The 26032-nt window shown below is 70.3% G+C and carries 28 protein-coding genes and 1 other RNA gene; 14 read left to right on the forward strand and 15 right to left on the reverse strand.

Going from position 1 to position 26032, the window contains the following annotated elements:
- The first annotated feature begins 137 nt into the window (after positions 1–137).
- Positions 138–1253 (forward strand): alanine dehydrogenase, encoded by a 1116-nt coding sequence (gene ald, locus IU449_RS21620; RefSeq protein ID WP_195003934.1) that lies wholly within the window; start codon positions 138–140, stop codon positions 1251–1253.
- Positions 1254–1268: 15 nt separating this feature from the next.
- On the opposite strand, the gene sigJ is transcribed toward ald, so the two are convergent.
- Positions 1269–2198 carry an RNA polymerase sigma factor SigJ gene (gene sigJ / locus IU449_RS21625; protein WP_416382208.1) on the reverse strand — a complete coding sequence of 310 codons (930 nt, stop codon included), beginning with the start codon at positions 2196–2198 and terminating at the stop codon, positions 1269–1271.
- 158 nt (positions 2199–2356) lie between these two features.
- On the opposite strand from sigJ, the gene IU449_RS21630 reads away from it, so the two are divergent.
- Positions 2357–3283, forward strand: a complete 927-nt coding sequence (locus IU449_RS21630) for a cobalamin biosynthesis protein (RefSeq protein WP_195003936.1) — start codon at positions 2357–2359, stop codon at positions 3281–3283.
- A gap of 52 nt (positions 3284–3335) precedes the next feature.
- Here the strand turns inward: IU449_RS21630 and IU449_RS21635 are convergent, their stop codons facing one another.
- Positions 3336–4295, reverse strand: coding sequence for an SURF1 family protein (locus IU449_RS21635; RefSeq protein ID WP_195003937.1), 960 nt, complete (start codon positions 4293–4295; stop codon positions 3336–3338).
- The gene (locus tag IU449_RS21640; RefSeq protein ID WP_195003938.1) at positions 4295–4795 is read right to left on the reverse strand and encodes a low molecular weight protein-tyrosine-phosphatase; all 501 of its coding nucleotides are present in this window, start codon (positions 4793–4795) and stop codon (positions 4295–4297) included. Before IU449_RS21640 ends, IU449_RS21635 begins: the two co-directional genes overlap by 1 nt.
- Between IU449_RS21640 and cobC the strand changes: the two genes are divergently transcribed.
- From cobC to IU449_RS21655, 3 genes are all read left to right on the forward strand, one after another.
- Positions 4789–5901 (forward strand): Rv2231c family pyridoxal phosphate-dependent protein CobC, encoded by a 1113-nt coding sequence (cobC, locus tag IU449_RS21645; RefSeq protein ID WP_267468383.1) that lies wholly within the window; start codon positions 4789–4791, stop codon positions 5899–5901. The genes IU449_RS21640 and cobC overlap by 7 nt on opposite strands.
- A gap of 268 nt (positions 5902–6169) precedes the next feature.
- Positions 6170–7291: a Nif3-like dinuclear metal center hexameric protein gene (locus IU449_RS21650; protein WP_195003940.1), complete on the forward strand. Its 1122-nt coding sequence runs from the start codon at positions 6170–6172 to the stop codon at positions 7289–7291.
- Between the two features lie 104 nt (positions 7292–7395).
- On the forward strand, positions 7396–8040 hold the full coding sequence (locus tag IU449_RS21655) for a hypothetical protein (RefSeq protein ID WP_195004125.1): 645 nt from the start codon (positions 7396–7398) through the stop codon (positions 8038–8040).
- A 7-nt stretch (positions 8041–8047) separates the two neighbouring features.
- Here the strand turns inward: IU449_RS21655 and IU449_RS21660 are convergent, their stop codons facing one another.
- From IU449_RS21660 to IU449_RS29535, 3 genes are read right to left on the reverse strand one after another with little or no spacing between them, the layout of a single operon-like run.
- Positions 8048–8809: an ESX secretion-associated protein EspG gene (locus IU449_RS21660; protein WP_195003941.1), complete on the reverse strand. Its 762-nt coding sequence runs from the start codon at positions 8807–8809 to the stop codon at positions 8048–8050.
- The gene (locus tag IU449_RS21665; protein ID WP_195003942.1) at positions 8806–10155 is read right to left on the reverse strand and encodes a PPE domain-containing protein; all 1350 of its coding nucleotides are present in this window, start codon (positions 10153–10155) and stop codon (positions 8806–8808) included. The genes IU449_RS21660 and IU449_RS21665 overlap by 4 nt, the downstream gene beginning before the upstream one ends.
- Positions 10155–10280 carry a hypothetical protein gene (locus IU449_RS29535; protein ID WP_267468376.1) on the reverse strand — a complete coding sequence of 42 codons (126 nt, stop codon included), beginning with the start codon at positions 10278–10280 and terminating at the stop codon, positions 10155–10157. Before IU449_RS29535 ends, IU449_RS21665 begins: the two co-directional genes overlap by 1 nt.
- 167 nt (positions 10281–10447) lie before the next feature.
- Between IU449_RS29535 and IU449_RS21670 the strand changes: the two genes are divergently transcribed.
- The 3 genes from IU449_RS21670 (at position 10448) to IU449_RS21680 (ending at position 13470) form a co-directional block, all read left to right on the forward strand.
- The gene (locus IU449_RS21670; RefSeq protein WP_195003943.1) at positions 10448–11185 is read left to right on the forward strand and encodes a zinc ribbon domain-containing protein; all 738 of its coding nucleotides are present in this window, start codon (positions 10448–10450) and stop codon (positions 11183–11185) included.
- A gap of 12 nt (positions 11186–11197) precedes the next feature.
- Positions 11198–12607, forward strand: a complete 1410-nt coding sequence (locus tag IU449_RS21675) for a bifunctional RNase H/acid phosphatase (protein WP_195003944.1) — start codon at positions 11198–11200, stop codon at positions 12605–12607.
- A gap of 155 nt (positions 12608–12762) precedes the next feature.
- Positions 12763–13470, forward strand: a complete 708-nt coding sequence (locus IU449_RS21680; RefSeq protein ID WP_324188368.1) for a S1 family peptidase — start codon at positions 12763–12765, stop codon at positions 13468–13470.
- 75 nt (positions 13471–13545) lie between these two features.
- Here IU449_RS21680 and IU449_RS21685 read toward each other — a convergent pair whose 3' ends face one another.
- On the reverse strand, positions 13546–14433 hold the full coding sequence (locus IU449_RS21685; protein WP_195003945.1) for an alpha/beta hydrolase: 888 nt from the start codon (positions 14431–14433) through the stop codon (positions 13546–13548).
- A gap of 74 nt (positions 14434–14507) precedes the next feature.
- Between IU449_RS21685 and rnpB the strand changes: the two genes are divergently transcribed.
- Positions 14508–14923: RNase P RNA component class A (gene rnpB / locus IU449_RS21690), an RNA gene on the forward strand.
- 38 nt (positions 14924–14961) lie between these two features.
- Here rnpB and IU449_RS21695 read toward each other — a convergent pair.
- The gene (locus IU449_RS21695; RefSeq protein ID WP_195003946.1) at positions 14962–15327 is read right to left on the reverse strand and encodes a hypothetical protein; all 366 of its coding nucleotides are present in this window, start codon (positions 15325–15327) and stop codon (positions 14962–14964) included.
- Between the two features lie 433 nt (positions 15328–15760).
- On the opposite strand from IU449_RS21695, the gene IU449_RS21700 reads away from it, so the two are divergent.
- Entirely contained in the window at positions 15761–16093 is a 333-nt protein-coding gene (locus tag IU449_RS21700; RefSeq protein WP_195003947.1) for a hypothetical protein, read from the forward strand.
- A gap of 24 nt (positions 16094–16117) precedes the next feature.
- Positions 16118–17551: an RNB domain-containing ribonuclease gene (locus IU449_RS21705; RefSeq protein ID WP_195003948.1), complete on the forward strand. Its 1434-nt coding sequence runs from the start codon at positions 16118–16120 to the stop codon at positions 17549–17551.
- 218 nt (positions 17552–17769) lie between these two features.
- On the opposite strand, the gene IU449_RS21710 is transcribed toward IU449_RS21705, so the two are convergent.
- From IU449_RS21710 to IU449_RS21730, 5 genes are all read right to left on the reverse strand, one after another.
- A complete protein-coding gene (locus IU449_RS21710; protein ID WP_195003949.1) occupies positions 17770–18762 on the reverse strand; it encodes a CHAD domain-containing protein in 993 nt (330 codons plus the stop codon).
- Positions 18759–19682 (reverse strand): prolyl aminopeptidase, encoded by a 924-nt coding sequence (pip, locus tag IU449_RS21715; protein WP_228805524.1) that lies wholly within the window; start codon positions 19680–19682, stop codon positions 18759–18761. Before pip ends, IU449_RS21710 begins: the two co-directional genes overlap by 4 nt.
- A 75-nt stretch (positions 19683–19757) precedes the next feature.
- Positions 19758–20204: a hypothetical protein gene (locus tag IU449_RS21720; RefSeq protein ID WP_195003951.1), complete on the reverse strand. Its 447-nt coding sequence runs from the start codon at positions 20202–20204 to the stop codon at positions 19758–19760.
- Positions 20205–20320: 116 nt separating this feature from the next.
- Positions 20321–21172 (reverse strand): 3-methyl-2-oxobutanoate hydroxymethyltransferase, encoded by an 852-nt coding sequence (gene panB, locus IU449_RS21725; RefSeq protein WP_195003952.1) that lies wholly within the window; start codon positions 21170–21172, stop codon positions 20321–20323.
- Positions 21173–21315: 143 nt separating this feature from the next.
- Positions 21316–21582, reverse strand: a complete 267-nt coding sequence (locus IU449_RS21730) for a type II toxin-antitoxin system Phd/YefM family antitoxin (protein WP_195003953.1) — start codon at positions 21580–21582, stop codon at positions 21316–21318.
- A 326-nt stretch (positions 21583–21908) separates the two neighbouring features.
- Between IU449_RS21730 and IU449_RS21735 the strand changes: the two genes are divergently transcribed.
- From IU449_RS21735 to IU449_RS21745, 3 genes are all read left to right on the forward strand, one after another.
- On the forward strand, positions 21909–22490 hold the full coding sequence (locus IU449_RS21735) for an NADAR family protein (protein ID WP_195004127.1): 582 nt from the start codon (positions 21909–21911) through the stop codon (positions 22488–22490).
- A 37-nt stretch (positions 22491–22527) separates the two neighbouring features.
- Positions 22528–23334 (forward strand): thioesterase family protein, encoded by an 807-nt coding sequence (locus IU449_RS21740; protein ID WP_195003954.1) that lies wholly within the window; start codon positions 22528–22530, stop codon positions 23332–23334.
- Between the two features lie 107 nt (positions 23335–23441).
- Positions 23442–24026: an NAD-dependent epimerase/dehydratase family protein gene (locus IU449_RS21745; RefSeq protein WP_195003955.1), complete on the forward strand. Its 585-nt coding sequence runs from the start codon at positions 23442–23444 to the stop codon at positions 24024–24026.
- 34 nt (positions 24027–24060) lie between these two features.
- Here IU449_RS21745 and IU449_RS21750 read toward each other — a convergent pair whose 3' ends face one another.
- Together IU449_RS21750 and IU449_RS21755 are read right to left on the reverse strand one after the other, a co-directional pair.
- Entirely contained in the window at positions 24061–24723 is a 663-nt protein-coding gene (locus IU449_RS21750) for a hypothetical protein (RefSeq protein WP_195003956.1), read from the reverse strand.
- A 37-nt stretch (positions 24724–24760) separates the two neighbouring features.
- Positions 24761–26020 (reverse strand): CaiB/BaiF CoA transferase family protein, encoded by a 1260-nt coding sequence (locus IU449_RS21755; RefSeq protein ID WP_195003957.1) that lies wholly within the window; start codon positions 26018–26020, stop codon positions 24761–24763.
- Between the last annotated feature and the right edge of the window lie 12 nt (positions 26021–26032).

A 26032-nucleotide genomic window follows, 5' to 3' on the forward strand; every position in this document is an offset into this window, starting at 1 on the left:
GAAGGTAACCGGCCGCCGTCGTGGGAAGCGCGGCGGCTCGATGATCGAGATTCCGCCGATCGGCGGGTCCGAGGTCGTCCCGGCCGGCCCGGCATGTGGTCGTGGCGAAACGCCTGCCGGAGGTACACGATGGCGATATGCGAATCGGTGTGCCACGGGAGGTCAAGGAACAGGAGTTCCGCGTCGCGCTGACACCGGCGGGCGCGGGAGAGTTGGTGCGGCACGGGCACCAGGTGCTCGTGCAGCACGGTGCGGGCCTCGGGTCGGGATTCACCGACGACGCCTACGCGGCCGCGGGCGCGCGGCTGGCCGACGACGCCGACCGGGTGTGGTCCGAGGCCGAACTGGTCTTGAAGGTGAAAGAGCCCATCGAGCCGGAGTACGAGCTGATGCGAGGTGATCAGGCGCTGTTCACCTACCTGCACCTGGCCGCCTCGCGTGAGTGCACCGAGGCGATCCTGCGGTCCGGCATCACCGCGATCGCCTACGAGACAGTGCGCGCGGCCGACGGTTCGCTGCCGTTGCTCGCGCCGATGAGCGAGGTCGCGGGCAAACTGGCCGCCCAGGTCGGCGCCTATCACCTGATGGCGCCGCTCGGGGGCGCGGGCGTGCTGCTGGGCGGCGTACCGGGGGTGCGGCCCGCCCAGGTCGTGGTGCTCGGTGGCGGCGTCGCGGGCACCAACGCCGCCACCGTGGCGGCGGGTATGGGCGCCCAGGTGAGCGTGCTGGATACCGACCTCGTCCGCCTGCGCCACCTCGACGCGGCGTTCCACGGCCGGATCACCACCTCGGCGTCCAACGCGGCCGAGGTGGAGCGGGCCGTGCGGACCGCGGACCTGGTGATCGGATCGGTACTGGTGCCGGGCGCGCGTGCGCCGAAACTGGTGACCGCGGCGATGGTCGCGGCGATGCGGCCCGGTGCGGTGCTCGTCGACATCGCCATCGATCAGGGCGGCTGCTTCGAGGGCTCGCGCCCGACCACGCACGCGGAGCCGACCTTCCCGGTGGCCGAAGCGCTGTACTACTGCGTGGCGAACATGCCGGGCGCGGTGCCGCACACCTCGACGCTCGCCCTGACCAACGCCACCCTGCCCTACGTGCTCCTCATCGCCGACAAAGGCTGGCGCGAGGCCTGCGCGTTGCGTCCCGATCTGGCGGCGGGCCTGACCGCCGAGGACGGGCTGCTGCTGTCGCCGCAGGTGGCCGAGGCGCACGGTATCGCCATGACGCGGCCGGTCGGACTGGCGGGCTGACCGGCCGCGTCGGCCCTACGGCGCGCTGTGCAGGAACCAGTTCGGCTCGCCGTCGGTGGGCAGGTCGCGCAGTTTGTCGGGGTTGCGGACCACGTCGATGGCCACGATGCGACCCGCGTCGATGGTGAAGGCCCACACCCCGGTGTGCGTGCCGTCGAAGACGAGCAGCCCCGGTTCGCCGTTGACCAGCACCGGGCGACCCCAGGCGTTCGCCGAGGACGGCCCGCTGTACCAGCCGAGCAGCAGCTTGGCGATGATCTCGGCACCGGACACCGCCTTGCGGATGGCGGGCACCTTGCCGCCGCCGTCGGCGGTGAGGGTGACGTTCGCGTCGAGGACGCTCAGCAGCGCGCTCAGGTCGCCGCTGCGCCACGCGACCGAGAACGCCGAGACCACCTTCTCCTGCTCGTCCAGCGAGGCGGGAAAACGGGGGGTGCCCTGCTCGACGTGTTTGCGGGCGCGGGAGGCGAGCTGGCGCACGGCGGCCGGGGTGCGGCCCACCACTTCGGCGACTTCGGGGCCGCTCATGCCGAACACGTCCTGCAGCACGAAGGCGGTGCGCTCGGCGGGGGAGAGCGATTCGAGCACGACCAACAGCGCGGTGGTCACCCGTTCGTCCTGGCTCACGCGATCGGCGGGATCGTCCCAGGCGGAGACCTGCGGTTCGGGGAGCCACTCGCCGACGTACTGCTCGCGACGGGCGCGCGCGGAACCGAGCTGATCGAGGGCGAGGCGGCCGGTGACGGTGGTGAGCCAGGCGCGCAGATTGTCGATCTCCTCCGGCCGCGGCTGACGTTGCAGCCGCAGCCAGGCCTCCTGCACCACGTCCTCGGCGTCGGAGAGGCTGCCGAGCGTGCTGTAGGCGAGTCTGCGCAGGTAGGGGCGGTGTTCCTCGAAGCGTCGCGCGAGTTCGGCGGTGTCGGCGCCGGAGTCGGGGAAGGTCATCATGTGCCACCGTTTCGTGAGAGCTGGACCCCGGGCAATTCTGCTGTGGCGGTCTCGGCTGTGCTGGTTTCTCTCCAGGACGACGACGCTGCGGCACCCAGTGTGACATCGACCCGGCCCACGATGGTTCGCGCGCGGCCGGTCGTTAGGCTCGCCCGGTGCGTACGGGGATTTCGACCGCGACCGGTCTGCTGCTCGGCTTCGCGCTGGACCGAGTGTTCGCCGATCCGGTGCGGCTGCATCCGGTCGCCGGATTCGGTGCGGCGGCGATCGCCCTGGAGTCGGTGACCTACACCGACAATCGCCCCGCCGGTGTCCTGCACGAGGCGGTGGCGGTCGGCGCCGTCGTCGGTCTCGGGGTGGCGCTGCGCCGCGTCGTCGGGGGCGGCGTGGCGGTGACGGCACTGGCCACCTGGACCGTGCTGGGCGGCCGCAGTCTGACCCGCACCGGTCACCGGATGGCGCAGTGCCTCGAGCACGACGACATCGACGGCGCCCGCGCACTGTTGCCCTCGCTGTGCGGTCGCGACCCGTCGGTGCTCGACACCGACGGTCTGGCCCGCGCCGCGCTGGAATCCATCGCCGAGAACACCTCCGACGCGGCCGTCGCGCCGCTGGTGTGGGGCGCCGTCGCCGGAGTGCCCGGACTGCTCGGCTACCGCGCGATCAACACCCTGGACGCCATGGTGGGCTACCGCAATGCGCGCTACGAACGATTCGGCTGGGCCGCCGCCCGCACCGACGACCTGGCGAATCTGGTGCCCGCGCGCGTCGCCGGGCTGCTCACCGTCGCTCTCGCCCCGCTGGTGGGCGGCCGCCCCAGCGCTGCCTGGCGGGCGTGGCGACGTGACGCGGCAGCGCATCCGAGCCCCAATGCCGGGGTGGTCGAAGCCGCGGCTGCCGGTGCGCTCGGCATCCAGCTGGGCGGGCGCACGCGTTACCGCCACGGCACCGAACTGCGACCCACCCTCGGTGAGGGCCCCGCGCCCACGGTCGCCGACCTGCGTCGCGCCGTGCGGTTGTCCGAGGCGATCCAGGCCGCGGCCGTGGTCTGCGCCGCCGCGGTCGCGGCGTTTCGTCGCTGACGGGACGCCTGCCAGGTGGCCGCGGTGACCTGTCGTCGGGCGCGAGCGAGGGTCAGCGGTTGCGGCCGTAGCGGTCGGCCAGGCGAGCCTCGGTGGTCGCGGGGGCGGGCCGGGCCCGCGTGGTGTCGGACGTGTCGGGCGCAGGCGAGTCCGAGCCGGGGTTCGGCGATGCGGAGGGCGTCGACTCGGCCCGCGATTCGGGTGGCCCGGGCTTCGCCGACAGGGGTTCGGTCGGCGTGGCCGGCCCTTCGACGCTCTTGCTCCGGCGGCGTTCACGGATCTCGGCATAGACGAAATAACCGAGTCCGAGCGGTGCCATGATGCCGAAGGCCAGCCACTGCAGGCCGTAGGACAGGTAGGGGCCCGCGTCGAGCTGGGGGAGGGGGGTGGGCTCGAAGGCGCCCGGCTGGTCTTGCGACAGTTGCAGGTAGCCACCGCGGTCGCTCACCGGCAGCGGGGTGAGCGGCAGGTCCATGACGGTGCCCGCCTGGGTGACGTCGATGGAGTAGACCTGGCGGTAGCCGTCCTCGGTCAGCGGGAACCGGTCCGGGCTGACGCCTTCGGAATTGCGCACTCTCGCCTCGAGGCGGAGTGGACCGGTCGGCGGCTCGTCGATCCGTGGCGCGCGCGAGCCGTCGACCCCGGCGACGAGTCCACGGTCGACCAGCAGCATCCGGCCGTCGTCGAGCCGGAACCCCGCGAGCACCGCGTAGCCGGGCGCGCCGTCGAGATGGCGCAGCCGCACCAGCACGGTCGAACCGGGCACGAACTCACCGGAGGCGACGACGCGCCGCCATTCCGCCCGGCTGTCGGTGGAGGCGGCGAGGACCTCGGTCACCGGCACCGGGTCGGCACGCACCGACTCGGCGATCAGATCGTTGCGTTCCTCGGTCGAGGTGTTCTTGTTCAGCTGCCAGGGAGCGAGCACGGTGAAGCACAAGTAGGCGAAGGCGACGACGACCACCGCGAGGATCACCCAGCTCGGCCGCAGCAGGAACGTCAGCTTGCGCATCACGGCCGCCCGTCCACACCGATTGCGCCGAGTGCTGCCCGCGTCCAGTCCAGCAGTCCGGGCAGGGCGGCCTCGATCTGGTCGCGGACGAGTTCGAACGCGGCCTCGTCGTCGTAGTAGGGATCGGGGACGTCCGGTCCGTCGGCGGCGGGGTCGAAGCTGCGCAGCAGCCGCCTGCGTTCGACGGGCACGCCGAGCCGCGCGAGTTCCCGCTCGTGGCCGGTGTCCATGGCGACGAGCAGGTCGGCATCGCGGTGCTCCGCGCCGACGGCAGCGGCCACGTGCCCGATCGGATATCCGTATCGGTTCAGCGTGGCGGTGGTGCGGCGGTCCGCGTCGCGCCCGACGTGCCAGGACTCGATGCCCGCGCTGCTGACCCGGACCCGGTCGGCGAGCCCGGCCAGGTCGAGGTGGTGGGCGAACATCTTCTCCGCCATCGGCGAACGACAGATGTTGCCCGTACAGACGAACGAAATGTGCAGCTCACCCACATCTGCCATTCTGGCCGTCGCCTGCCCGAGCCCGCCACGTAGGGTGTTCGGTCGTGCCCTCCGACACAGTCGATCACGCGTTGCTGCGCCACCACGGCGACGTCGACGCGCGGCCGGGAATGCTCGATTTCGCGGTGAACGTGCAGGGCAGCGCGCCGCCGCCGTGGCTGCGCGCGCGTCTGGCCGCTCGCCTCGACGACCTCGGCCGTTACCCGAGCGCCGCCGATCACGACGCCGCCCGCGCCGCCGTCGCCACACGTCACGGCCGCCTCGCCGACGAGGTCCTGCTGCTCTCCGGCGCGGCCGAAGGCTTCGCGCTGTTGCCGCGCCTGACCCCGCGCCTGGCCGCGCTGGTGCACCCCTCGTTCACCGAACCGGAGCTGGCCCTGCGGGAGGCGGGCATCCCGGTCACCCGTGTGCTCCTCGACAGTCCCTACGCCCTCGATCCCGCCGCTGTGCCCGAGACCGCCGATCTCGTCGTCCTCGGCAATCCCACCAATCCCACCTCGGTCCTGCACCCGGCGCGGGCCATCCGTGCCCTGCGCCGTCCCGGCCGCGTCATCGTCGTCGACGAGGCCTTCATGGACGCGATCCCCGGCGAACCCGAGTCGCTGGCAGGCACCGCGGGACCCGACATCCTGGTGTTGCGCAGCCTCACCAAGACCTGGGCGCTGGCCGGTCTGCGCTGCGGCTACTTCCTCGGCGACCCGGCGTTGCTCGACCGTCTCGCCCACGGCCGCCCGCACTGGCCGCTGGGCACCCTGCCCCTCGAGGCGATCCGCGCGACCGCGACACCCGACGCTCTCGCCGAAGCCGACGCCCGCGCCCACACCCTCGCGATCCGCCGCGCCCGCATGATCGAACGTCTCGCCGCCCTCGATGTCGAGGTGCACACCCCCGCGGCGGGCCCGTTCCTGTTGTTGCGCGTCCCCGCGGGGGAGGCCGTGCGTGCCCGGCTCGGCGAGCAGGGCATCGCCGTCCGGCGCGCGGACACCTTCCCCGGACTCGGCGCCGACCATCTGCGCGTAGCTGTGCGAGGTGACGCCGAGGTGGATCTGTTGATCGCGGGATTGCGGACGGCGATGCGGCTGTCGGCGCCCGGCTTACGCGGATGATCGGGTAGCCCGGCCTCGACCGCACAGGCGTGGTGACGCCGGTGCGCACCGGTGGAGCGATGGATCGAGGCAGCCGGTTGCCCGCGACGTCGCCCCGGACCGGCATGATGGAGCCGTTCGGATCGCTGCCCCTCAACCCGACACGGCACGACCGCGGGGCCGCGAGAAGCGGTGTGCACCGGCCCGGCAGTGCCGGGCGATCCTCGCCCGGAGGTGACCGTCGGTGCGACGGTGCGTGCGCCGGTGGCGCGGAAACAGGAGGTCGAGGGTGACGAAGCTGGCGGAACTCGTGGAGGTACTCGACGCGGCCTACCCACCGAAGCTCGCCGAGTCGTGGGATTCCGTCGGGCTGGTCTGCGGCGACCCCGACGACACCCTGACCCGGGTGCTCTTCGCCGTCGACGCCACCGCCGAGGTGGTCGACGAGGCGATCGACTGGCGCGCCCAAGCACTGGTCGTGCATCATCCGCTGCTGCTGCGCGGTGTCGACACCGTCGCCGCGGACACCCCGAAAGGCGCTCTGCTGCACCGGCTCATCCGCGCCGGCTGTGCCCTGTTCACCGCCCACACCAATGCCGACTCCGCCGATCCCGGCGTCTCGGACGCGCTGGCCGCCGCTGTCGGCCTCACCGTGACCGGCCCGATAAATCCGAAACCGGCTGTCGCGGTGGACAAATGGACCATCCAGGTGCCGACGGCACACACCGACGCGGTACTCGCGGCGCTGTTCGCGGCGGGTGCCGGTGGTTCCGGCGCCTATCGCGACTGCGCCGTGCGGGTCGCCTCGGAGGGACAGTTCCGGCCGATGCCCGGCGCGAACCCGGCGATCGGCGGCATCGGCGAACTCGAGGTCGTCGCCGAGGATCGCATCGAGGTCGTGGCCGCGCCCGGCGCCCGCACCGCGGTGCTCGATGCGCTGCGGGCCGCGCACCCGTACGAGGAACCCGCCTATCACGTCACCGAGCGCGCCGCGCTGCCGTCGAGCCTCGGATCGGGCCGGGTGGGCGAGCTGTCCGAGCCGCGGACGCTGCGCGAGTTCGCCGCTCGCGTCGCGCAGGGGCTGCCGCCCACCGTCTGGGGCGTGCGCGCTGCGGGCGACCCGGATCGGATGATCGAGCGTGTCGCGGTGTGCGGCGGCTCGGGCGACTCGTTCCTCGGCGCGGTCACCCGCCTGGACGTGGACGCCTACCTCACCGCAGACTTGCGCCATCACCCCGCCGACGAGCACCTGCGCGCGAACGGTCCGGCCCTGCTGGACGCCGCCCACTGGGCCACCGAATTCCCGTGGTGCGCACAGGCTCAGGGCATCGTGCGCGCTGCGCTCCCGGATCTGGAGACCCGGGTCTCGACCCTGCGCACCGATCCGTGGACGGTGTGCGCCCAGCCCTGATCGTCACCGCCACAGCGCATTCAGGGCGGCGTGTCCGGGGCGGACGCGCGGGTGGGCGCGAGATTCGCCGCGCTGTGACAGCCGCGAATGGGTACAACTACCGCATGAACTTCCCGGTGGACTTCGGGGTCGCGCAGATCGGTCTGATCCTGCTGCTCCTCGTCGGTGTGGCTCTGTTGCTCTCGGCGCTTTTGAAGGTGCGCACGGTCGGATGGCGCGTAGCGATCGGTCGTGGCGCGGGCGGTCTGGTGATCCTGCTGGCCGCGGTGGTGGTCCTCTGGATCGTCACGCTGCTGCAGACCTACCTCGGTCTCACCGGGGAGATCAAAGCCGCGCACGCGGTGGTGCGACAGGTGGACGGTCAGGATCATCAGCTCGAGGTGGAGCTCACGATCTACGGCGACGAGGACACCGAGGAACGCCACGAGACCTTCCAGGTGCAGGGCGACATGTGGGTGTTGCAGGCCAACATCGTCGAACTCGAACCGTGGGTGAACGCGCTCGGCTTCCATTCCGGCTACAAGGTGACCCGCCTGTACGGCCAACGGCTCGACGGCGTCGCCACCACCCAGAACCACATCTTCCTCGACGGCGAGGACCGCGACTTCTTCGAGGACATGCGCGACGGTAGCTGGTACACCGAGCCTTTCGTGCGCTCGGCGTACGGCAATGCCGTCATCGCCACGCCGGGCGAATACGACGTCTACATCTCTCGCGACGCCATCAAGACCCGCGCCGCGGGCGAGTGAACGAGGCTCACCAGGCGTGGGAGCGCGTCCGGAGAGCGTCGATCCGATGCTGCAACTGCCGCACGAGCTCGTCGACCGGCGCGGGACTGATCGAGAACGCGTCGGCGTCGTGATTGACCAGCAGGTAGCGCCCGTCGTCGGGGTAGTCCAGCCAGAGGAACGCGTGCCCGTCGTTCGTGGGCCGCGCATCGATCGCGATCCCCGGGTGCACGGAGATCTCGCCGGTGCCGGTGCGCGGCCTGCGCACGAACCGGTTCAGCTCCTCTTCCGGCGTGAGCCGGTTCGGATGCCGCGCGTACACCGGTCGGTCCAGTTCGGACCGCCGGGCGGTGAACGGTGTGTGCCGCCCGCCCGCGTAGCGCGGCAACCGGGCGGCGATCTCGGTGGCGACCGTGTGCGAGTAGCACATGGTCAGCACCACATCGCGCCCGTGTTCCCTGGTCGGTCCGGGATGCTGCACGGCGACGGTGGCGACCTGACCGGAGATGCCCGCGTGTATCCGCACCACCCGGTCGGCCCGTGGTCCGTGCAGGCCGTGCACCTCCACCCGTACCTCCGGCTCCAACAGCACGGTCAACGCGCGGTGCAGCCGCTCGTCGAAGATCTGCCGCAACCGTCCGGCGGTCTGCGCGCGCAGCCGCTCGTAGTCGTCGCGATGCTCCATCCGTTCGGGCCGGTAGCTCAGTGGATACGGCAGCCGATCGCGCCCGAGCACCTCGAGTGCCATACGGAACGCGAGACCGTCCAGCTGCCAACGGAGTTCGCTCATCCGCCGATGACTCCGCCCGGCGGGAGCACGCGTGGCTGCTCCCCGAGCAATTCGGTGGTGCGGTCCTGGACCAGGTAATCGGGGATGTTGTGCTCGCTCTCGTCGTCTTTGCCGCCGCCTCGGCCGCCGCCCATGGCGCCCATACCCGGCATTCCGGCCCGCCCGGTCGTCCCCGCGGTGCGGGCGTTGGCTACTGCGGCACCCGTGGGCGCCGAGGTGGCGGCGTTGCCCGGGATGCTGGCTCCCGGGCTCGGCGTCGACCCCGGCGAGCCGGAACCCGGTGAGCCCGAGCCGGGTGAGCCCGAACCCGGTGAGCCGAGACTCGGCTTGCCGCTCGGATCGGTCAGGGTGCTCGGCTGGCTCGACGCGGGCACGGTGCTCGCCGGATCCGTGGACGCCGGATCGGTGCTCGGATCGTCGGTCGAGGACGGGTCGTCCGTCGCCGAGGGATCCTCTGTCGAGGACTGGTCCTCGGTCTTCGAGGGATCGTCGGTCGAGGACGGGTCGGCGGTCTTCGACGGATCCTGCGAACCCGGCGTCACCGGACCAGGGGTCGAACCCGGCGGAGTGCTGCCCGGTTGCTGGGTGTTGTCACCGGGATTCGAGCTGTTCACCGGATTCTTCGGCTCCGGCAGGATCGGCGTCTGCTCGTCGACCTCGGTGGCGCCCAGCTGGTAGATCTTCATGGCCTCCTGTGCCCTGGCCTCCGCCTCGTTGGCTCGGTGCTGGCCCAGCTTCAGCACGCCGTTGCCGGGGACATGGCCCAGGAATCTGTCGACGGCGTCGAGTTCCTCCGGCGGTGGGACCGACAGCTTCGCCTGGTCCAGATAGCCCTGGATGAGGTCGATACCGCCGGCCACCTGCTCGAAACTCACTGCCAGCGTGTGGAACTCGTCGGCATAGGACTGGCTCGCGGTCATCGCCGAGTTCGCGGTCCTACCGCTCCACAGGTGTTCGATGTCGTACTGGATGCCTTCCCTGAACGCCTTGATCGCATCCTTGGCCTGACCGGTCAGCTTGCGCCAGCCGTCGGCCCCGGCGTTGATGTCTGCCTGCTGGACTCCTCGGGGATTGTCGGGGTCGCCGGTGCCGTACAACGCGTCATAGATCTCTCGATGTGACCAGGTGTCGAACGCTTCCGGATCGGTGATCGCCGGTGGTGCGGGATTGTTGTACTCGCGCGAGAGCAGGCTGTATTCGTTCTGGATGTGCTGGCGATCGTTCTTCCACAGGTCCGCCGCGTCGCCCTGCAGCGTCCGATCCCGCTCGGTGTCGGCGCTGGAGTTCCGGTGACCGTTGATACCCGCCGCCAGCCCGGCCACGGCCGCGATGAGCCCGACAACCATCAGTTGACCCCCTCGGTTCGTACATTCATCCGACTTGCCGCGGCTCGATCGGTCGGCTCGAGCTGCCCGCTCGCCGCCGCGTAGCTGTTCTCGTAGATGGCCTGCGCGACTGCAACGGTGCACATGTCCACGCAACTATATGACGCACCCGCCCGGCGTTCGGTTCCGCTGATCTCATGGGGTCTGTGCTGGGTTCGGCGGGCCGGCGGCGAGAGCAGGGGTACGCTCGACCCTTGCCCGCCGGGCCTCGGCGGGCGCTCATTCGTCCACAGTCTGCAGGAGTCTGTCCGCGTTGAATGTCGAACCACCGATCCAGGCCAAGCTGCTCCAGCTCGCGGCTGTCGATGCCGAGCTCACGCGGATCGCGCACCGGCGTACCGTGCTGCCCGAGCAGCAGGAGGTGGACCGGCTGGTGGCGCTGCGCAACGAGCACAAGGATGCCGCGGTGAAGGTGGAGATCGTCATCGACGACCTGGACCGCGACATCAAGAAGCTCGAAGGCGAGGTCGAGGCGGTCCGCAAGCGTGAGGAGCGCGACCGCGGGATGCTGTCGTCGGGGGCGGTGGCCGCCAAGCAGCTGTCGGAGATCCAGCATGAGCTCGGCAGCCTGGAGCGGCGCCGCGGCGTGCTCGAGGACGAGTTGCTCGAGGTGATGGAGCGCCGGGAGGCTTCCGCCTCGGACCACGATCACGCGGGCGCGCAGCTGAGCAGGACCGAGGAGGAGCTCACCCGGGCGCAGCGCATGCGCGACGAGGCGCTGGCCGACCTGGACGTGGCGCAGACCCGCTGCGAGAACGACCGCGCCGCGCTGCTGGGCGCCTTCCCCGCCGAACTGCTCGCGATCTACGACCGTCAGCGCGCCCAGCAGGGGGTGGGCGCGGCGCTGCTGCAGGCGCGCCGGTGCGGTGCGTGCCGGATCGAGCTGGACCGCGGGGAGATCGCCCGGATCGCGAAGGCCGCACCGGACGCCGTGGTGCGCTGCCCGGAATGCGGCGCTGTCCTGGTGCGCACCAAGGAATCCGGTCTGTGAGGCCATGAGGTCATGTCCGACAGGAAGGTGCCCGACAAGAAGGTGGCGTACTCGCAGGTGATCGTCGAGGCCGACGGCGGGGCGCGGGGCAATCCGGGACCGGCCGGTTACGGCGCGGTCGTGTTCGACACCGATCGGACGGTGCTCGCGGAGCGGTCCGCGGGCCTCGGCATCGCGACCAACAATGTCGCGGAGTACCGGGGCCTGATCGCCGGTCTGGAGGCGGCGGCCGAGCTGGGTGCCCGCACGGTGGACGTGCGGATGGACTCCAAGCTGGTGGTCGAGCAGATGTCGGGGCGCTGGAAGGTGAAGCACCCGGCGATGATTCCGCTGGCCGAGCGTGCCCACAGGCTGGTCGCCGGCTTCGACCGGGTCACCTTCACCTGGATTCCGCGCGAGCGGAACAAGCACGCCGACAAGCTGGCCAACGAGGCGATGGACGACGCGCTCCTCGTCGAGGAGGTCCGCGCGGCCCGCGCCGACGGCCATGCCGCGACAGACCTGGGCGCGAGTCGCGCCGGAACCCGGTCCACGCGCGAGCGCCCGGACATCGGGGCGACGGAGGCCACGCCGCGTTCCGGCACGAGCGAGAAGTCCCGAAGCGGTGCCGAAAGCGGTAGCGGCCCCGAAGGGGTCGGCGGCGTCGAACGGAAGAGCGGCGTCGAACAGAAGAGCGGCGTCGAGCACGGAAGCGGTGCCGACGCGGGCCGCTCCGGCTCCGCGGGAAGCCGCGGAACAGGCGGCGCCACGTCGACCCCGCGCTCGGCGACCCCCGCCGCTGCGGCCCCCGGGTGGACCGATGCGGTCGGCCGCCCGACCCGCCTGCTGCTGTTGCGCCACGGCCAGACCGAGCTGTCGATCCAGCGCCGCTACTCCGGACGCGGCAACCCGGCGCTGACCGAACTGGGCCGCGAACAGGCCGCGCGCGCCGCGACGATGCTCGCCGCCAAGGGTGATGTCGAAGCGGTGATCACCTCGCCGCTGACCCGCGCCACCCAGACCGCCGAGGCCGCCGCCACGGCGCTCGGCGTGCCGATGCAGACCGATCACGGCCTGATCGAAACCGATTTCGGCGAGTGGGAAGGGCTCACCTTCGCCGAGGCGGCCGAACGCGATCCAGAACTGCACGCGGCCTGGATGGGCGATCCGTCGCTGCCGCCGCCGGGCGGGGAGAGCTTCGAGGCGGTGCGAGCCAGGGTCGAGGCGGCGCGCCGCGACCTGATCGCGCTGTATCCGGGACGCAATCTGGTGGTCGTCAGCCATGTGACGCCGATCAAGACGCTGTTGCAGCTGGCGCTCGGGGTGGGCCCCTCGCTGCTGTACCGATTGCACCTGGATCTGGCGTCGCTGTCGATCGCCGAGTTCTATCCCGACGGCGGCGCGTCGGTGCGACTGGTCAACGACACGTCCTATCTGAGCTGAGAGCGCCCGGCCCGCCCGCAAGGGTTCATACGATTCGGCTACCGTGCGTGCCCGTCTCGTGCAAAGGTGTACGCGGCTGTGGTGGGACGGTTCACACCGGGTGCGAATCCGGCGCGAATTCGCTCTTCATTCTTCGGGATTCGAGAGGAAGTACTGTGGTGACGCTCAGGTGGATGGCGGCAGCGGCGGCCGTCGTCGCAGGTGTGGGCTCAGCCGTCACGGGGACGGCGCAGGCGGCGCCGGAAAGCGCGGTGCTCGGCGGTGGTTCGGGACTGGTCTTCGACAACAACTCGGCGTGCTCGCTGACCGCCATCGGTCACGACAACGCCGGACGCCTGGTCGGGCTGACCGCGGGCCATTGCGCCCCGACCGGCTCCCGGCTGGCCGCGGAAGCGGCGCTGCAGGCGGGTGTGATCGGCTCGGTCGCCTATTCCGACAACGGCAAGGGGCTGGATTTCGCTGTGCTGCAACTGGACCCGGCCAAGGTGACCCCGGTCCGCACGGTCGGTCAGACGACCATCAACGGCCTCGGCGAGACGCCGAGCCCGGGCACGACGGTGTGCTTCAACGGTCGCACCAGCGGCGGGGGCTGCGGCGTGGTGTGGGGAAATCTGGACGAGACCCTCACGCTCAACCAGGCGTGCTCCAAACCGGGTGATTCCGGCGGGCCGGTGACGGTCGGCGATCGCCTGGTCGGCATGAACCAGGGCAGGCTGACCGGCATGGCGGGTATCCCGTTCGACCTGCCGTGCGCCGATGCCGCCAACCCGATCCACTCGCCGGCCTATTTCGCCCCGATCGAGGTCATCCTCGCCGCCGTCGACGCCATCGGTGGTGTGGGCGCGGGCTTCCACACGATCTGACCGCGTTTCCCGGCGAAATCCACCGCCGTGCCCGGCGTTGCGGCACGGCGGTGAATTCTGTTCGGGTGCGGCGATTCAGGGGCGCAGCACCGAGACCAGGAATTCGGTCTGGTCGTAGACGACCTGTTCGAAGACTTCGTCGAAATACATGTCGAAATGCCCTACCGGATAGCGCTTCACGACCGGATGTTTGGTGCGTTCGGCGGCGGCGAGCGTGGGACCGACCGGGGTGATCGTGTCGTTGTCGGCGATCGCGTAGAACACCGGTGTCTTGATCGCCTTCGTGTGCTTGCCCGGCGCGTCGAACAACAGCGAGAATGCCACGCGCGCGGCGACTTTCGGCTCGTAGGTCGCGCTCTCCTCGGCCAGCCTGCCGTAGCCCTCCGGTACGTCGGGCGCGCTCATCAGCGCCGCGGACCCTCTGCGCCCCGCCAGTCGCACGCGCACCGGCTCGCGGCGCAGCGGGCCGACCAGCACGTCGGCGAGGGCGATCATGCTGACCTTGGTCAGGCTGATCACGCCCTTCGCCTTCGCCGAGGCCCAGCCGCTGGTGAACGGCACCTGAGCGACCACAGCGGCGATGTAGTCGTCCTCCGGCGCGACGGCGAGCACGTGGCCGCCGCCCAGCGAGGTGCCCCACAGGGCGATCCTGGTCTTGTCGATGCCGCGCAGGGTGCGGGCGTAGGCGATGGCCGCGCGCCAGTCGTCGCGCTGGCGGGCGAGGTTGAGCAGCTGCCTCGGTTCACCCTCGCTGGCGCCGAAATGCCGGTAGTCGAATACCAATACGGCCATTCCGGCCGCGGCGAACCTGCGGGCGTATCTGTCCAGACCCATGTCCCGCGTGCCCCCCAGACCGTGCCCCATCACCACGAGCGGACGGGGCTTGGGGACGCCTGCGGGAGGATACAGCCAGGCGGCACACTGACGGCCACCTGAGGGAAAACCGACCTCGAGACGTTCCATGACGCTCGAGCGTACTGGCGTGCCCGCCCGGCGGCCTGCCGGGGCGGGGCGGGCAGGTACCCTGTTCGTGCGGACGAGTTGGTCGGGCGGCCGCGGCGAAGGGAACGGGCACCTCGGTGTCGCAGCCCGTCGCCGAGGAAAGTCCGGACTCCACAGAGCAGGGCGGTTGCTAACGGCAACCCGGGGTGACCCGCGGGACAGTGCCACAGAAAACAGACCGCCCACGGCCTTTCGGGGTCGTGCGGTGAGGGTGAAACGGTGCGGTAAGAGCGCACCAGCGCCCCGGGTGACCGGGGCGGCTCGGTAAACCCCGCCCGGAGCAAGGTCGAAGGTCGCATTCGCGAGAGTGCGGCTGCGCAGGTGTTCGAGGGCTGCTCGCCCGAGCCTGCGGGTTGACCGCTCGAGGTACCCGGCGACGGTGTGCCCAGATGGATGGTCGCCACCCGGTGCGAACCGGGGACAGGATCCGGCTTACAGACCAACTCGTCCGCCCACCGGGCACAGCCGCCGTGCCTCATTACATGTGACTCAGCACATGTATCGGGCGGTCGCGTAGATGGCCAGCGCCTGCTCGGTGGTGGCGGCGGAATCGGTGCGCGCCACGATGTCGGCGACGACGGCGTCCTGCGATTCGCCCGCCGCGATGCCGCCACAGATACCACTGAACATCTCGGCGAGTTCGCGGTCCTCACGTCCCTGTGTCAGGTCGGGGAAAGCGTTGCGGTAGCTGACCACGAACATGCCTGCCTTGGCGTTGTCGACGGCGACGGGAGCAGGGGACGTCGTGGTGGTGGCGCTCTGGGCGGAATCGCCGGAGTCGTCGGTGCCGCAACCGGTGAGCGACAGGGCGAAAACAGCGGAACCGGCCATGAGGGCGGCGGAGAATCTGGTCACGACGCGGGATCGTAGCGTCGCTGGAACGAAGTCGCCTTCCGTCGAAATGAACGGAAGGCGACGTGTCGATGACCTGTGACCGGGAGGTCAGGCCGGTTCGATCAGGAGAACCTGCGCCCAGTACGAGGCCTGGTCCGGGCCGACCAGAGGCATCAGGTAATCGAAGATGATCGATGACATCAGTGTGGTACTCCAATTGTTCGACGTCGGGGAGCTGACGGAAACGGGGCGAAACTTTTCGCACCCGTACCGGAATCGAACATTAGCAGTCCGAAACGTCCCCGCCGAGGTCCCCGGGAAATCGCTCGGGTAATTGGTTCAGGACTGGCACGAATGGTGATCGACATCATAGAGTGGTCGCCGTTGGCACGAGCCCGGCGCGGGGCAGCTCCGGGCCATTCGGACATCTATGCGGAAGCAGGTCACAACACATATGCGGGTAGTTCGTTCCCTGGTCGCCGGCGCACTCGTCGCCGGAGCCGCTTCAGTTCTCGCCGTGCTCGGTGCGGGCTCCGCGAGCGCGGTGGCTGTCACTCCGCTGCCGGGCGGCGTGCAGGTCGACCTCAGCCCCAGCGACACCAGGTGGGTCGCCGACACCGGTTTCGGCCGGGCGGTCGCCGGCCTTCCCCATCAGTCGGCGCCGTCGTTCGGCGAGGCGCTCGACGCCGCCGCCCACTTGTCCGCGCAGTATCCGAACGGCAGGGTGACCTTCACCGTCTTCGGTCCGCTCCATGAGCTCAACGGCACCATGTTGGCACTGCAGTAATTCCCGCTCCAGTAATCTCCGGTTGTGGAATTACACCAGCGGATCATCTCGGCGCCGGTCGACTTCGGCGCCATCCGATCCGAATTCGCGTTGGCCTCGGCGTATCCCGCCGAGGCCGTCGCCGAAGCCCGCGACGCGGTCGACGCGTTCGCGGGCTCTCGGGTGGATCGCACCGACATCGAACTCGTCACCATCGATCCCCCCGGCTCGCTCGATCTCGATCAAGCCCTCTGCCTGCGACGCAGTGAAACGGGCTTTCTGCTCCACTACGCCATCGCCGACCTCGGCGCCGTGATCGTCCCCGACGGCGCGTTGGCGAACGAGGCCGGAATTCGCGGCCAGACCTATTACCTGCCGGACGGTTCGGTGCCGCTGCATCCGCCGGTCCTGTCCGAGGATTCCGCCAGCCTGTTGCCCGGCCGCACCCGACCCGCCGCCCTGTGGACCATCGAACTCGACGCCGCCGCCCAGCCGGTGCGCTACGAGGTGGTCAGGGCGCTGGTCCGCTCGCGCGCCCGCTTCGACTACGCCGGTGTGCAGGCCGATGCCGACGCGGGCCGGCTGCATCCCTCGATCGAGGCGCTGCCGGAGTTCGGCGCGTTACGCATCGCCGCGGGGCTGGAACGCGGGGCGATCGGCCTGCGCCTGCCCTCGCAGAGCGTCGTCGCCGACGGCGCTTCCGACGGACATTGGCGACTGGTGCTGGAGCCGCGTACCGCCGCCGACGATTGGAACGAACAGGTCTCCCTGCTCACCGGCATGTGCGCGGCCCGCCTCATGCTCGCCGCTCCGGCGAGCGAGCGGACCGGCCTGTTGCGCACCATGCCGCCGCCGCAGGAGTCCGCGGTCGATTCGATGCGCCGCACCGCCGTGGCGATGGGCATCGACTGGCCGCGGGATCTGCCCGTCGGCCCGATGCTGGCCGGCCTGGACGCCAACAGCCCGGCCGGGCTCGTCCTGATGTCGGAAGCCACCGGCCTGCTGCGCGGCGCCGACTACACCCGCCTGACCGGCGCCGACGGCGAGGAGAACCTGAACCACAGCGCCATCGGCGCCCCCTACGCGCACGTCACCGCGCCGCTGCGCCGCCTGTCGGACCGGTTCACCATCGAGATCTGCCTGGCGCTGTGCGCGGGCACCCCCGTGCCGCGATGGGCGAGCGAGGGCTTGGCCGAGGTCGCCGACACGATGCGGCGCACCGGCGCCGTCGCGAGCAAAGTCGACCGCGCGTGCGTCGATCTCACCGAGGCGACACTGCTGTCCGAGCGAATCGGTGACGTCTTCGAGGCTGTCGTCCTGCGCGAAGCGGAAGGCGGACGCCCCGCCGAGATCTTCGTCGCCGACCCGCCACTGCTCGGCCCGTGCGCCGGGGACCCACCGGAAGGCAAGCACCTGCGGGTCCGCCTGACCACGGCCGATCCCGTCGGTCGAAAGATCGGCTTCACCCACCCGGCCTGAATCCACCGGCCGCGTCGCCCGAGCCGCTGTGGGCAACCGAACCTCGGCTCCGCCGGTCGTTCGCCGCCGCACCCGAGCGCGTCGCAGGGACTGCTCCGGGGCGGAGGCCGTACGGATGTCTCTCGCGCCGACTGCTTCGGCCCAGCGGTGTGGAGAGCCGACGCGCAGACGGTTGCGGCCCAGGGGCCTGAGCGTGCGGGCGGACACCGCCGACAGCGCTAGTCGGCGCTCCGCTCGTGGTGGCTCCCTGCTGTGAACGCCTGGGCCACTTCGGGATAGCGTTCGAGTTCGCGTGCGGCGGCGGCTTCCTCGGCGGCCGCGAGGCGCACATAGAGGTCGATATCGGCGACGGTGGCGGTGTGGACGGCCTCCGCCCGGCTCGCCGCGGCGAGAATCACCTGGGCCGCTTCGACGGCGTCGCGGTGATCACCGAGGACCGACTGGACCTTCTTGGCCCGCGCGCTCAGGTCGGCGGCATCTTCGCCGAGCACCAGGGCAGCCGCTTCGGCGCTGTAGCGCAACCGCTTGGCGGCCTTGCGGATGTCGTGCAACGCCTCCACCCTGTCGTCCTCGGGCAGATCGGGCTCGGTGCTGATCCTGGTCCGCAGCCGCTCGGTGTCGCGATCGAGCACCGCGCGGAAGACTTTCGCGGCCGGAGCACGGCCCCGCTTGCCGCGCAACGGTGGGTCGGTTCGCCAGTGCTCGAGGGTTTCCCGCAGTTCGGCGTAGCGCTCGGAGTCGAGCGCGGTGAGCACCTCGGCGTGTGCGTCGGCGTAGCGGGCCCGCTGTGCTTCCACCAAACGGTCCACCACGGTCTTGCGCCGGTCGTGGGAATCGGCGGTACCCGCTCCGTCGTCGGGTTCGCCGTCGGAGTCCACGGCGTCGTCGGTCTTCTCGCTCTCGGCCGTCGGCGCCTCACCCTCGTCGCCGGTGTCCGGTAGCGCGGCGAACCGCTCGGCGCGCACCTCCGCGTCCCGCGCCACGCCGAGCAGACCGGCCAGCCACTTCAGTTCCGCGCTGAGTTCCTCGGTCTCGGACCTGCGGAACAACGTGCGATAGGAACGCAGCACGCTGCGCAACCGCCGGGTCGCGACCCGCATCTGATGCACCGAGTCGTAGGCGTCGGCGCGCACATCCGGTTCGGCGCCGAGCATCCGCTCGATGTCCTCGGCAAGGGCGGTGGTGACGGCCTTTCCCGCTTTCTTCGTCATCGGCCGGACTTCGCGAACTCGTCGGTGGCTTCGAGCAGATGGTGCGCGATCCCCGGCTCGGTGGTCGCGTGCCCGGCGTCGTCGACGATGTGCAGCCGCGACCCCGGCCACGCTCGATGCAGATCCCACGCGCTCATCGCCGGGCAGACGATGTCGTGGCGTCCCTGCACGATCACGGCAGGCAGGTGCGCGATCCTGTCGATGTCGCGTAGCAGTTGCCCCTCCTCGAGGAACCCTCCGTTGCGGAAGTAGTGGTTCTCGATGCGCGCGAACGCCGTGGCGAACCGGGGATCGGCGCTCTCGGCGACCCGCTCCGGGCGCGGCAGCAGCGAACTCGTCGAGCCCTCCCACACCGACCACGCGACCGCCGCGGCTTCGACCACGGCGGGATCGGGCGAGTGCAGCAGCCGATGGTAGGCCTCCACCAGATCACCGTCGCGTTCGTCCGCCGGGATCGGCGCCAGATACTTCTCCCATTCGTCGGGGTAGACGTATCCGGCGGGGCCGTTGTAGTACCAGTCGATCTCCTTGCGCCGCAACAGGAAGATGCCGCGCAGGACCATTTCGGTGACTCGTTCGGGATGGGACTGCGCGTAGGCCAGCGCCAGTGTCGAGCCCCAGGAACCGCCGAACACCTGCCAACGGTCGATGCCCAGATGCTCGCGCAGCTTCTCGATGTCGGCGACCAGATGCCAGGTGGTGTTGACCGCGAGGTCCGCGCCGTCGGCGATGTGCGGGGTGGACCGACCGCAGCCGCGCTGGTCGAACAGCACGATCTTGTAGGCGGCCGGATCGAAGAACTGCCGGTGCGCCGACGTGGTCCCGCCGCCCGGTCCGCCGTGCAGGAACACCACCGGCTTCCCGCCGGGGTTGCCGCTGATCTCCCAATACACCGACTGCCCGTCACCCATGTCGAGCATGCCCGACTCGTACGGCTCGATCGGCGGATACAGTTCGCGTCTGGTCACCCCATCACCATGACACACGCCCGGATGTCACCGGCCGACAACGACTGTCGCCAGGTCGGGGACCTCCAGCGCGTCGATGGCCTCCTGGCGCACATCCGGGCAGGTCTCGAGGGTGACGGTGTCGACCACGCTCTTGTTGTTGAGCACGTCGATGCCGTTCTGCACGCCCCACGGGTGCACGATCAGATTCATCCCGATGCGGCCCAGCGTCGGACCCTGCACCCGGAAGTTCGACAACTCGGGCCGGATCGCGTCGCACAGGCTCTGCGCGGCGGCGTCGCTGACCGTCGGCTCGGCCTTCGCCGAGGTCGTCGGCTTCGTGGTGGGTGCGGCGGTCGTCGAGGAGGACGACGCGGTCTGGGCGGCCTGGCCCGGATCCTCGGACGACCCGCAGGCGCTCAGCGTGCCCGCGACCGCGAAAGCGGCGGCGACCAGCATGAGAGGGCGGCGGGAGAACCAACGGCGATGCGGCATCGAAAACCTCTGCTCGAGTCGAAAATGTCGATTCCGAGTCTGCCACTGCGCCGCGGACGCGGTGCACGTCCGGTGCCGGGCGGGGGGATCGCGATCCCCCCGCCCGGCACGGTGGATCAGAAGCTGTGCTCGGCAGCCGGGAAGGTGCCCGCGCGCACCTCGTCGGCGAACGCCGCGGCGGCCGAGCGCAACTCGTCGCCGACATTGCCGAAGCGCTTGACGAACTTCGCCGTCTTGCCGCTGGTGTAGCCGGCCATGTCCTGCCAGACGAGCACCTGCGCGTCGCAGTCCGGACCGGCGCCGATGCCGATCGTCGGAATGGTGAGCTTGTGGGTGACCTGCCCGGCCAGTTGCGCGGGCACCATCTCCATGACCACCGAGAACGCGCCCGCCTCCTGTACCGCGATCGCGTCAGCGATGAGCTGCTCGGCGCCGTCCCCGCGGCCCTGCACCCGGAATCCGCCCAGGGTGTTCACGCTCTGCGGAGTGAACCCGATATGCGCCATCACCGGGATACCGGCCGACGTGATCAGCGCGATCTGCTCGGCGACCCGCTCGCCGCCCTCGAGCTTCACCGCGTGCGCGCCACCTTCTTTCATGAAACGGGTCGCGGTCTCGAGTGCCTGCCGCGGCGAACCCTCGTAGGAGCCGAACGGCAGATCCGCCACCACCAGCGCGTTCGGCGCACCGCGCACCACGCCCCTGACCAGCGGAATCAGCTCGTCCGCCGTGACCGGCACGGTGGTGTCGTAGCCGTAGACGACGTTGGCCGCGGAGTCACCGACCAGCAGCACCGGGATGCCGGCTTCCTCGAACAACCGCGCCGAGGAGTAGTCGTAGGCGGTGAGCATCGACCAGCGCTCACCGGCGGCCTTCATCTGCTGGAGGTGGGGAATCCGTGTCTTGCGACGCGCCTGCACCGGCTGCGCCGCGCCGTAGGCAGGGGTTTCCGAATCGGATACGGACATCGTCGTCCCTTTCGTGTTGTCTCCTCGAGGCCGCTGTCGGGTCCCCGGGTTCACTGACGCCCTCCAGTGTGCCACCCGTCCTCCCGACCCAGACAGGGGCATCGATCGGTGCGATTGGTCACAGTGGCAGCTAGGTCGCCACCTCACCGGCGACGGTTCACCATCTCCGCCGCAAGGTCCTCCCCGTCGACGACTTCGCCACGCGCCAACTCGGCGTCGGACTCGGCAAGCTGGGACATCGCTGCGGAGTCCGACAGTATTTCGATCGTTTCCTCGAGCGCCTCGAGGTCCGCGGGAGCAATGAGGACGGCCGCGGGCGCGCCATCAATGGTGATCGTGACCCGCTCGTGGAGTGTGCGCACTCGTGACACCACCTCTGGCAGGACGGCTTCGGCCTCGGCGAGTTCCATGATCGAGAGTGTGACGATATCTCTTCGAGTGCTCAGGGCCGGGCCTGTGCAGTCGCTCGGGCGCCGTTGACGCGGGGTGCGCAAAATTTGTTCGACCCTGTCGGAGCCTGGCGATAGGCTCGGTACCGGCGTGAACGCCGATGGATCGAAGGGGGCGCGATGGGGTGGGACACCGCGGTCGATCGGAAATTCGTGGCCACCCCGCATGTCGGAGCAGCCGATCTTCTCTCCGGATCTGGCGGAGTTGAACGAGAACTCGTGGGCTCGATCGAGGTCGTACTCCGGTGGTCGGCCCATGTTCGACATTCCGGTCGGGTGAGGTGAGTATGTATTCGAAGCAGTGGTTGCTCGACGAACTCGGGCGTGGTGAACGGGCGAAGTACCTGTTCTTCTGGGGCCATCAACCGAAGGCCGACGGTGGTGCCGGAGCACACTGCCTGAGCCAGTGGTGGCCGTCGGCGTTCGAGGTGGACGGGTTGCGCTTCCGCACGACCGAGCACTTCATGATGTGGCGCAAGGCGCGCATGTTCGGTGACGAGCGAGCGGCCGAACAGGTGCTGGCAGCCGAACATCCGGGGCAGGCGAAGAAGATCGGGCGCACGGTCGCCGGCTTCGACGAACAGCGCTGGGAGCGGGCTCGGTTCGAGGTGGTCGTCGCGGGGAACGTCGCCAAATTCGGTCAGGAACAGCAGTTGTCCGCCTATCTCGCGGGCACCGGCGATCGGGTGCTGGTCGAGGCGAGTCCGGTCGATCCGATCTGGGGGATCGGGCTGGCCGCCGACGATCCGGCGGCCGCCGAGCCCGCCACGTGGCCGGGGCTGAACCTGCTCGGGTTCGCGCTGATGGCGGCGCGTGACGTGCTGACCGGTCGCGTCGATCCGGCCGCGGCTACGGAGCGCAGCGCATAACCTTCGGGACACAGCAACATCGACGGAGGGGTGCGCGGTGCTCGGATTCTTCACCAGGCAGGGCGAGGACTTCCTGCCCACGGAGCTGTCGGTCAGCTGGTGGTCGCCGAATCAGTTGAGCGGCGTGCCGGTGTGCGGGCTGCTGGGGTTGGCACTCGAGCAGCACTGCCCGCAGGGTTTCCTGCCCGCGCGGATGACGGTGGATCTGTATCAGCCGGTGTTCGCCGCGCCGACGCGGGTGCGGACCGAGGTGGTGCGGCAGGGATCGCGGATCGTGGTCGCTGACGCCTGGATCGTGCAGGACGGACAGGATCGCGTGCGGGCCACAGCGGTGTTCCTGCGCCGGAGCGAACAGCCCCCGGGCACGGTCTGGTCACCGGCGCCGGACCTGCCGGTGCCACCGGAGGGATGCCTGTCGCCGGACGGGGCGCGACCACTGTTCAAGTGCGGTGCGGCCGACTGGACCGGCGATTTCGCCGTCGCCCAGAATGCCGAGCGCAAGGCGTCGTGGCACAGTATGCCGTCGCTGGTGGCGGGTACGCAGATGACGCCGTTCCAGCGGGCGGCGATCACCGCGGATACCGCGAATCAGGTGTGCCACTGGGGAAGCGCGGGCGCGGGCTACATCAACGCCGATGTGACCCTGACACTGTCGCGGCTGCCCGTCGGGTACGAGATCGGCATGAGAGCCGACAACACCTTCGCCGACGCGGGCATCTCCGTCGGCACCGCGGTCATGTACGACCGCTCGGGCCCGCTGGGCACCTGCGCGGTGACGACACTGTCGAACGCGAAACGTCAGATCGACTTCGCCGCCTCCGAGGACCGCGTCATCCTGAAATGACCCGCGCGGCGACCAGCACGCTCGTCAGGGACGACCCGGTCGCACCCGAGGGGTGCTGATCGGCGCGTGCGGCGAGCCGAGCCCCTGGTGGGACTACCGTGAATCCTGTGCGGATCTTTCTGGCCGGTGCCACCGGTGTGCTGGGAACACGCCTGCTCCCTCTGCTGACCGCAGCGGGCCATCGAGTCGCGGGCATGACCCGGTCGGTGAGCCGGACCGCGGCGATCGTGGCGGCGGGCGGGCAGCCTGTCGTCTGCGATGTCTACCACCTGAGCGCGTTGACCGCGGCGGTGGTGAACTTCCGGCCCGACCTGGTGATGCACCAGCTCACCGACCTACCCGACGATCCAGCGCAGCTGGCCGAACGGGCCGAGGCGAACGCCAGGATGCGCACCGAGGGCACGGCCAACCTGATCGCGGCGGCCACGGCGGCGCGCGCGCCACGCTTCCTCGCGCAGAGCATCGCGTGGGTTCCGCAGGGGCATGCCGAGGCGCTGGCGGCACACGAACGAGCGGTGCTGGACTTCGGGGGAGTGGTGGTCAGGTACGGCCAGTTCTACGGGCCGGGCACCTTCTACGAGACCGAGCCGCCCGGACATCCGCGCATCCACGTGGACGACGCGGCGGCCCGCACGATCCCGTTGCTCGAAGCGCCGAGCGGTGTGGTGGTGCTGGCCGAGCCGCAGGACTGACCCGTCCCGCGATACGTGGGTGACCGGCTGTGGGTCAGCGTTCCGGCTCGGCGGGCACGGTGTTCTCGCCGACGGCCGCCGTGCGTCGGTTCGACCGCATCGGCAATTCGGCGGCTACGAGACCGGCGAGCATGGCGGCCTCGCCCATATTGCCCAGCGGCGGCACGGACACCGCCGCCGCGGAGGCGCCGAACAGCAGCACCGTACCGATCAGGGCCGCCCGGCGAGCTTCCCTGCGCCACAATACGATTCCGGCCGCGAGCAGGACCACGCTCACCACGACGGCGGGCATCGGCGGGACCGGGTGCTCGGCGGCGTAGCGCACGGTGTCGGCGTAGTGCCGCGCCTCCAGACGCAGATGCGGCAGTTCGAAGGCTACTCCCCAGGCCAGCGCCACCACGGTCAGCGCTACGGCGGCCCGGCGCACCGGCGGCCCGGCGTCGACCCGGTCGGCAGCCCAGAGGATCAGCAGCGGCGTGAGCAAGGCGTGGACGACGAAGCGCGGCACGCTGAGCGTGTGCAACAGCGCGCCCTCACCGAGGACGGCGCCGATCCCGACGACGGCCGAGTCGTAAGCCACTCCGAGCCCCACCAGCCCGAGCAGCCACACCCGCGCCGAGCGGGGGACCCGAGTCCACAACACGACCACACACGCCAGCTGTACGGCCGCCGTCACCAGCAGCGCAGCGGAGATCATCGCCACGTCCTCTTCTCGTCCGCGTCCCGAGAACGGGCTAGAGGACGCCTGCCTCGCGCAGCTTCTCGATCTCGTCGTCGGTCTTGCCGAGCAGGCCCCGGTAGACCTCCTCGTTGTGCTGTCCCGGCCGCACCGAACCCGCGTTGCGGATCGCGCCCGGCGTCTCGGAGAGGACCGGAATGATGCCCGGTCCCTTCACATTCCGGCCGATGCGCTCGTCGTAGTGGTCGGCGATCATGCCGCGCGCCCGCAGCTGCGGATCCTCGACCACCTCCGCGACGGTGTTGATCGGCCCGCTGATGACACCGGCCTCGTTGAGTGTGGCGATGATGTCGCCGGGCTGCCGGGTGGCGGCCCATTCGGCGATGATCGCGTCCAGCTCATCCTGGTTCCTGCCCCGGGCGAGGTGGTCGGCGAAGCGCTCGTCGTCGGCGAGTCCCGGCTGCCCCATCGCCGCGCACAGGCGGCGGAACACGGTGTCCTGGTTGGCGGCGATCACCACCCAGCTGCCATCGGCGCTGCGGTAGATGTTCGACGGCGCGATGCCCTCCAGGCGGGTGCCCGACGGTCCGCGCACCACGCCGCCGATGTCGTAGTCGGGAATGGTCGATTCCTGGATCGCCAGGCACGCCTCGGTGAGCGCGGCGTCGACGATCTGGCCTTCGCCGGTGACCGAGCGGCGGTAGAGCGCGGCCAGCGCTCCCTGCGCGGCGAACATGCCCGCCAGGCTGTCGCCGAGGGAAAGAGCCAGGCGCGGTGCCGGGCCGCCGGGGAAGCCGTTCATGTGTCGCAGGCCGCTGGCCGCCTCGGCGACCGAGGCGTAGCCGGCCTTGTGCGCGTCCGGGCCGGTCTGGCCGTACCCGGAGACCCGCACCAGGATGATGCCGCGGTTGCGTTCACGCAGGGTCTCGTAGCCCAGACCCCACTTCTCCAACGTCCCAGGCCGGAAGTTCTCGACGATGATGTCGGACCGTTCCACCAGTTCCAGGAACAGGTCACGGCCCTGCGGCTCACGCAGATTCAGCGTGATGGCCTTCTTGTTGCGGGCCGCGACCGTCCAGAAGAAACGGTGGCCGTCGAGTTCGGCCTGCCCCCAGGTGCGCAGCGGATCGGGCCGGTCGGGCAGCTCGATCTTGAGCACCTCGGCGCCCATGTCGCCCAGCAGGCGGGCGGCGAACGGTCCGGAGATCAGTGTGCCGACCTCGAGGACACGGATGCCGTCGAGAGCGCCGATGTGCTCCGGGCCGACGGTGGGCGAGTCGGCGAATGCCGAGTGGGAGGTGGGGGAGGGGGTCATCTGCGGATTCAT

Source organism: Nocardia higoensis (assembly GCF_015477835.1).
Lineage (GTDB): Bacteria > Actinomycetota > Actinomycetes > Mycobacteriales > Mycobacteriaceae > Nocardia > Nocardia higoensis_A.

What these genes read in the sequence shown, in the direction of transcription:
- ald (WP_195003934.1), top strand. Translation starts at nt 138, where the DNA reads ATGCGAATCGGTGTGCCACGGGAGGTCAAGGAACAGGAGTTCCGCGTC.
- sigJ (WP_416382208.1), bottom strand. Translation starts at nt 2,198, where the DNA reads ATGACCTTCCCCGACTCCGGCGCCGACACCGCCGAACTCGCGCGACGC.
- IU449_RS21635 (WP_195003937.1), bottom strand. Translation starts at nt 4,295, where the DNA reads ATGCGCAAGCTGACGTTCCTGCTGCGGCCGAGCTGGGTGATCCTCGCG.
- IU449_RS21640 (WP_195003938.1), bottom strand. Translation starts at nt 4,795, where the DNA reads ATGGCAGATGTGGGTGAGCTGCACATTTCGTTCGTCTGTACGGGCAAC.
- IU449_RS21655 (WP_195004125.1), top strand. Translation starts at nt 7,396, where the DNA reads ATGAACTTCCCGGTGGACTTCGGGGTCGCGCAGATCGGTCTGATCCTG.
- IU449_RS21660 (WP_195003941.1), bottom strand. Translation starts at nt 8,809, where the DNA reads ATGAGCGAACTCCGTTGGCAGCTGGACGGTCTCGCGTTCCGTATGGCA.
- IU449_RS21665 (WP_195003942.1), bottom strand. Translation starts at nt 10,155, where the DNA reads ATGGTTGTCGGGCTCATCGCGGCCGTGGCCGGGCTGGCGGCGGGTATC.
- IU449_RS29535 (WP_267468376.1), bottom strand. Translation starts at nt 10,280, where the DNA reads ATGTGCACCGTTGCAGTCGCGCAGGCCATCTACGAGAACAGCTACGCG.
- IU449_RS21675 (WP_195003944.1), top strand. Translation starts at nt 11,198, where the DNA reads ATGTCCGACAGGAAGGTGCCCGACAAGAAGGTGGCGTACTCGCAGGTG.
- IU449_RS21685 (WP_195003945.1), bottom strand. Translation starts at nt 14,433, where the DNA reads ATGGAACGTCTCGAGGTCGGTTTTCCCTCAGGTGGCCGTCAGTGTGCC.
- IU449_RS21700 (WP_195003947.1), top strand. Translation starts at nt 15,761, where the DNA reads ATGCGGGTAGTTCGTTCCCTGGTCGCCGGCGCACTCGTCGCCGGAGCC.
- IU449_RS21710 (WP_195003949.1), bottom strand. Translation starts at nt 18,762, where the DNA reads ATGACGAAGAAAGCGGGAAAGGCCGTCACCACCGCCCTTGCCGAGGAC.
- pip (WP_228805524.1), bottom strand. Translation starts at nt 19,682, where the DNA reads ATGCTCGACATGGGTGACGGGCAGTCGGTGTATTGGGAGATCAGCGGC.
- IU449_RS21720 (WP_195003951.1), bottom strand. Translation starts at nt 20,204, where the DNA reads ATGCCGCATCGCCGTTGGTTCTCCCGCCGCCCTCTCATGCTGGTCGCC.
- panB (WP_195003952.1), bottom strand. Translation starts at nt 21,172, where the DNA reads ATGTCCGTATCCGATTCGGAAACCCCTGCCTACGGCGCGGCGCAGCCG.
- IU449_RS21730 (WP_195003953.1), bottom strand. Translation starts at nt 21,582, where the DNA reads ATGGAACTCGCCGAGGCCGAAGCCGTCCTGCCAGAGGTGGTGTCACGA.
- IU449_RS21735 (WP_195004127.1), top strand. Translation starts at nt 21,909, where the DNA reads ATGTATTCGAAGCAGTGGTTGCTCGACGAACTCGGGCGTGGTGAACGG.
- IU449_RS21750 (WP_195003956.1), bottom strand. Translation starts at nt 24,723, where the DNA reads ATGATCTCCGCTGCGCTGCTGGTGACGGCGGCCGTACAGCTGGCGTGT.
- IU449_RS21755 (WP_195003957.1), bottom strand. Translation starts at nt 26,020, where the DNA reads ATGACCCCCTCCCCCACCTCCCACTCGGCATTCGCCGACTCGCCCACC.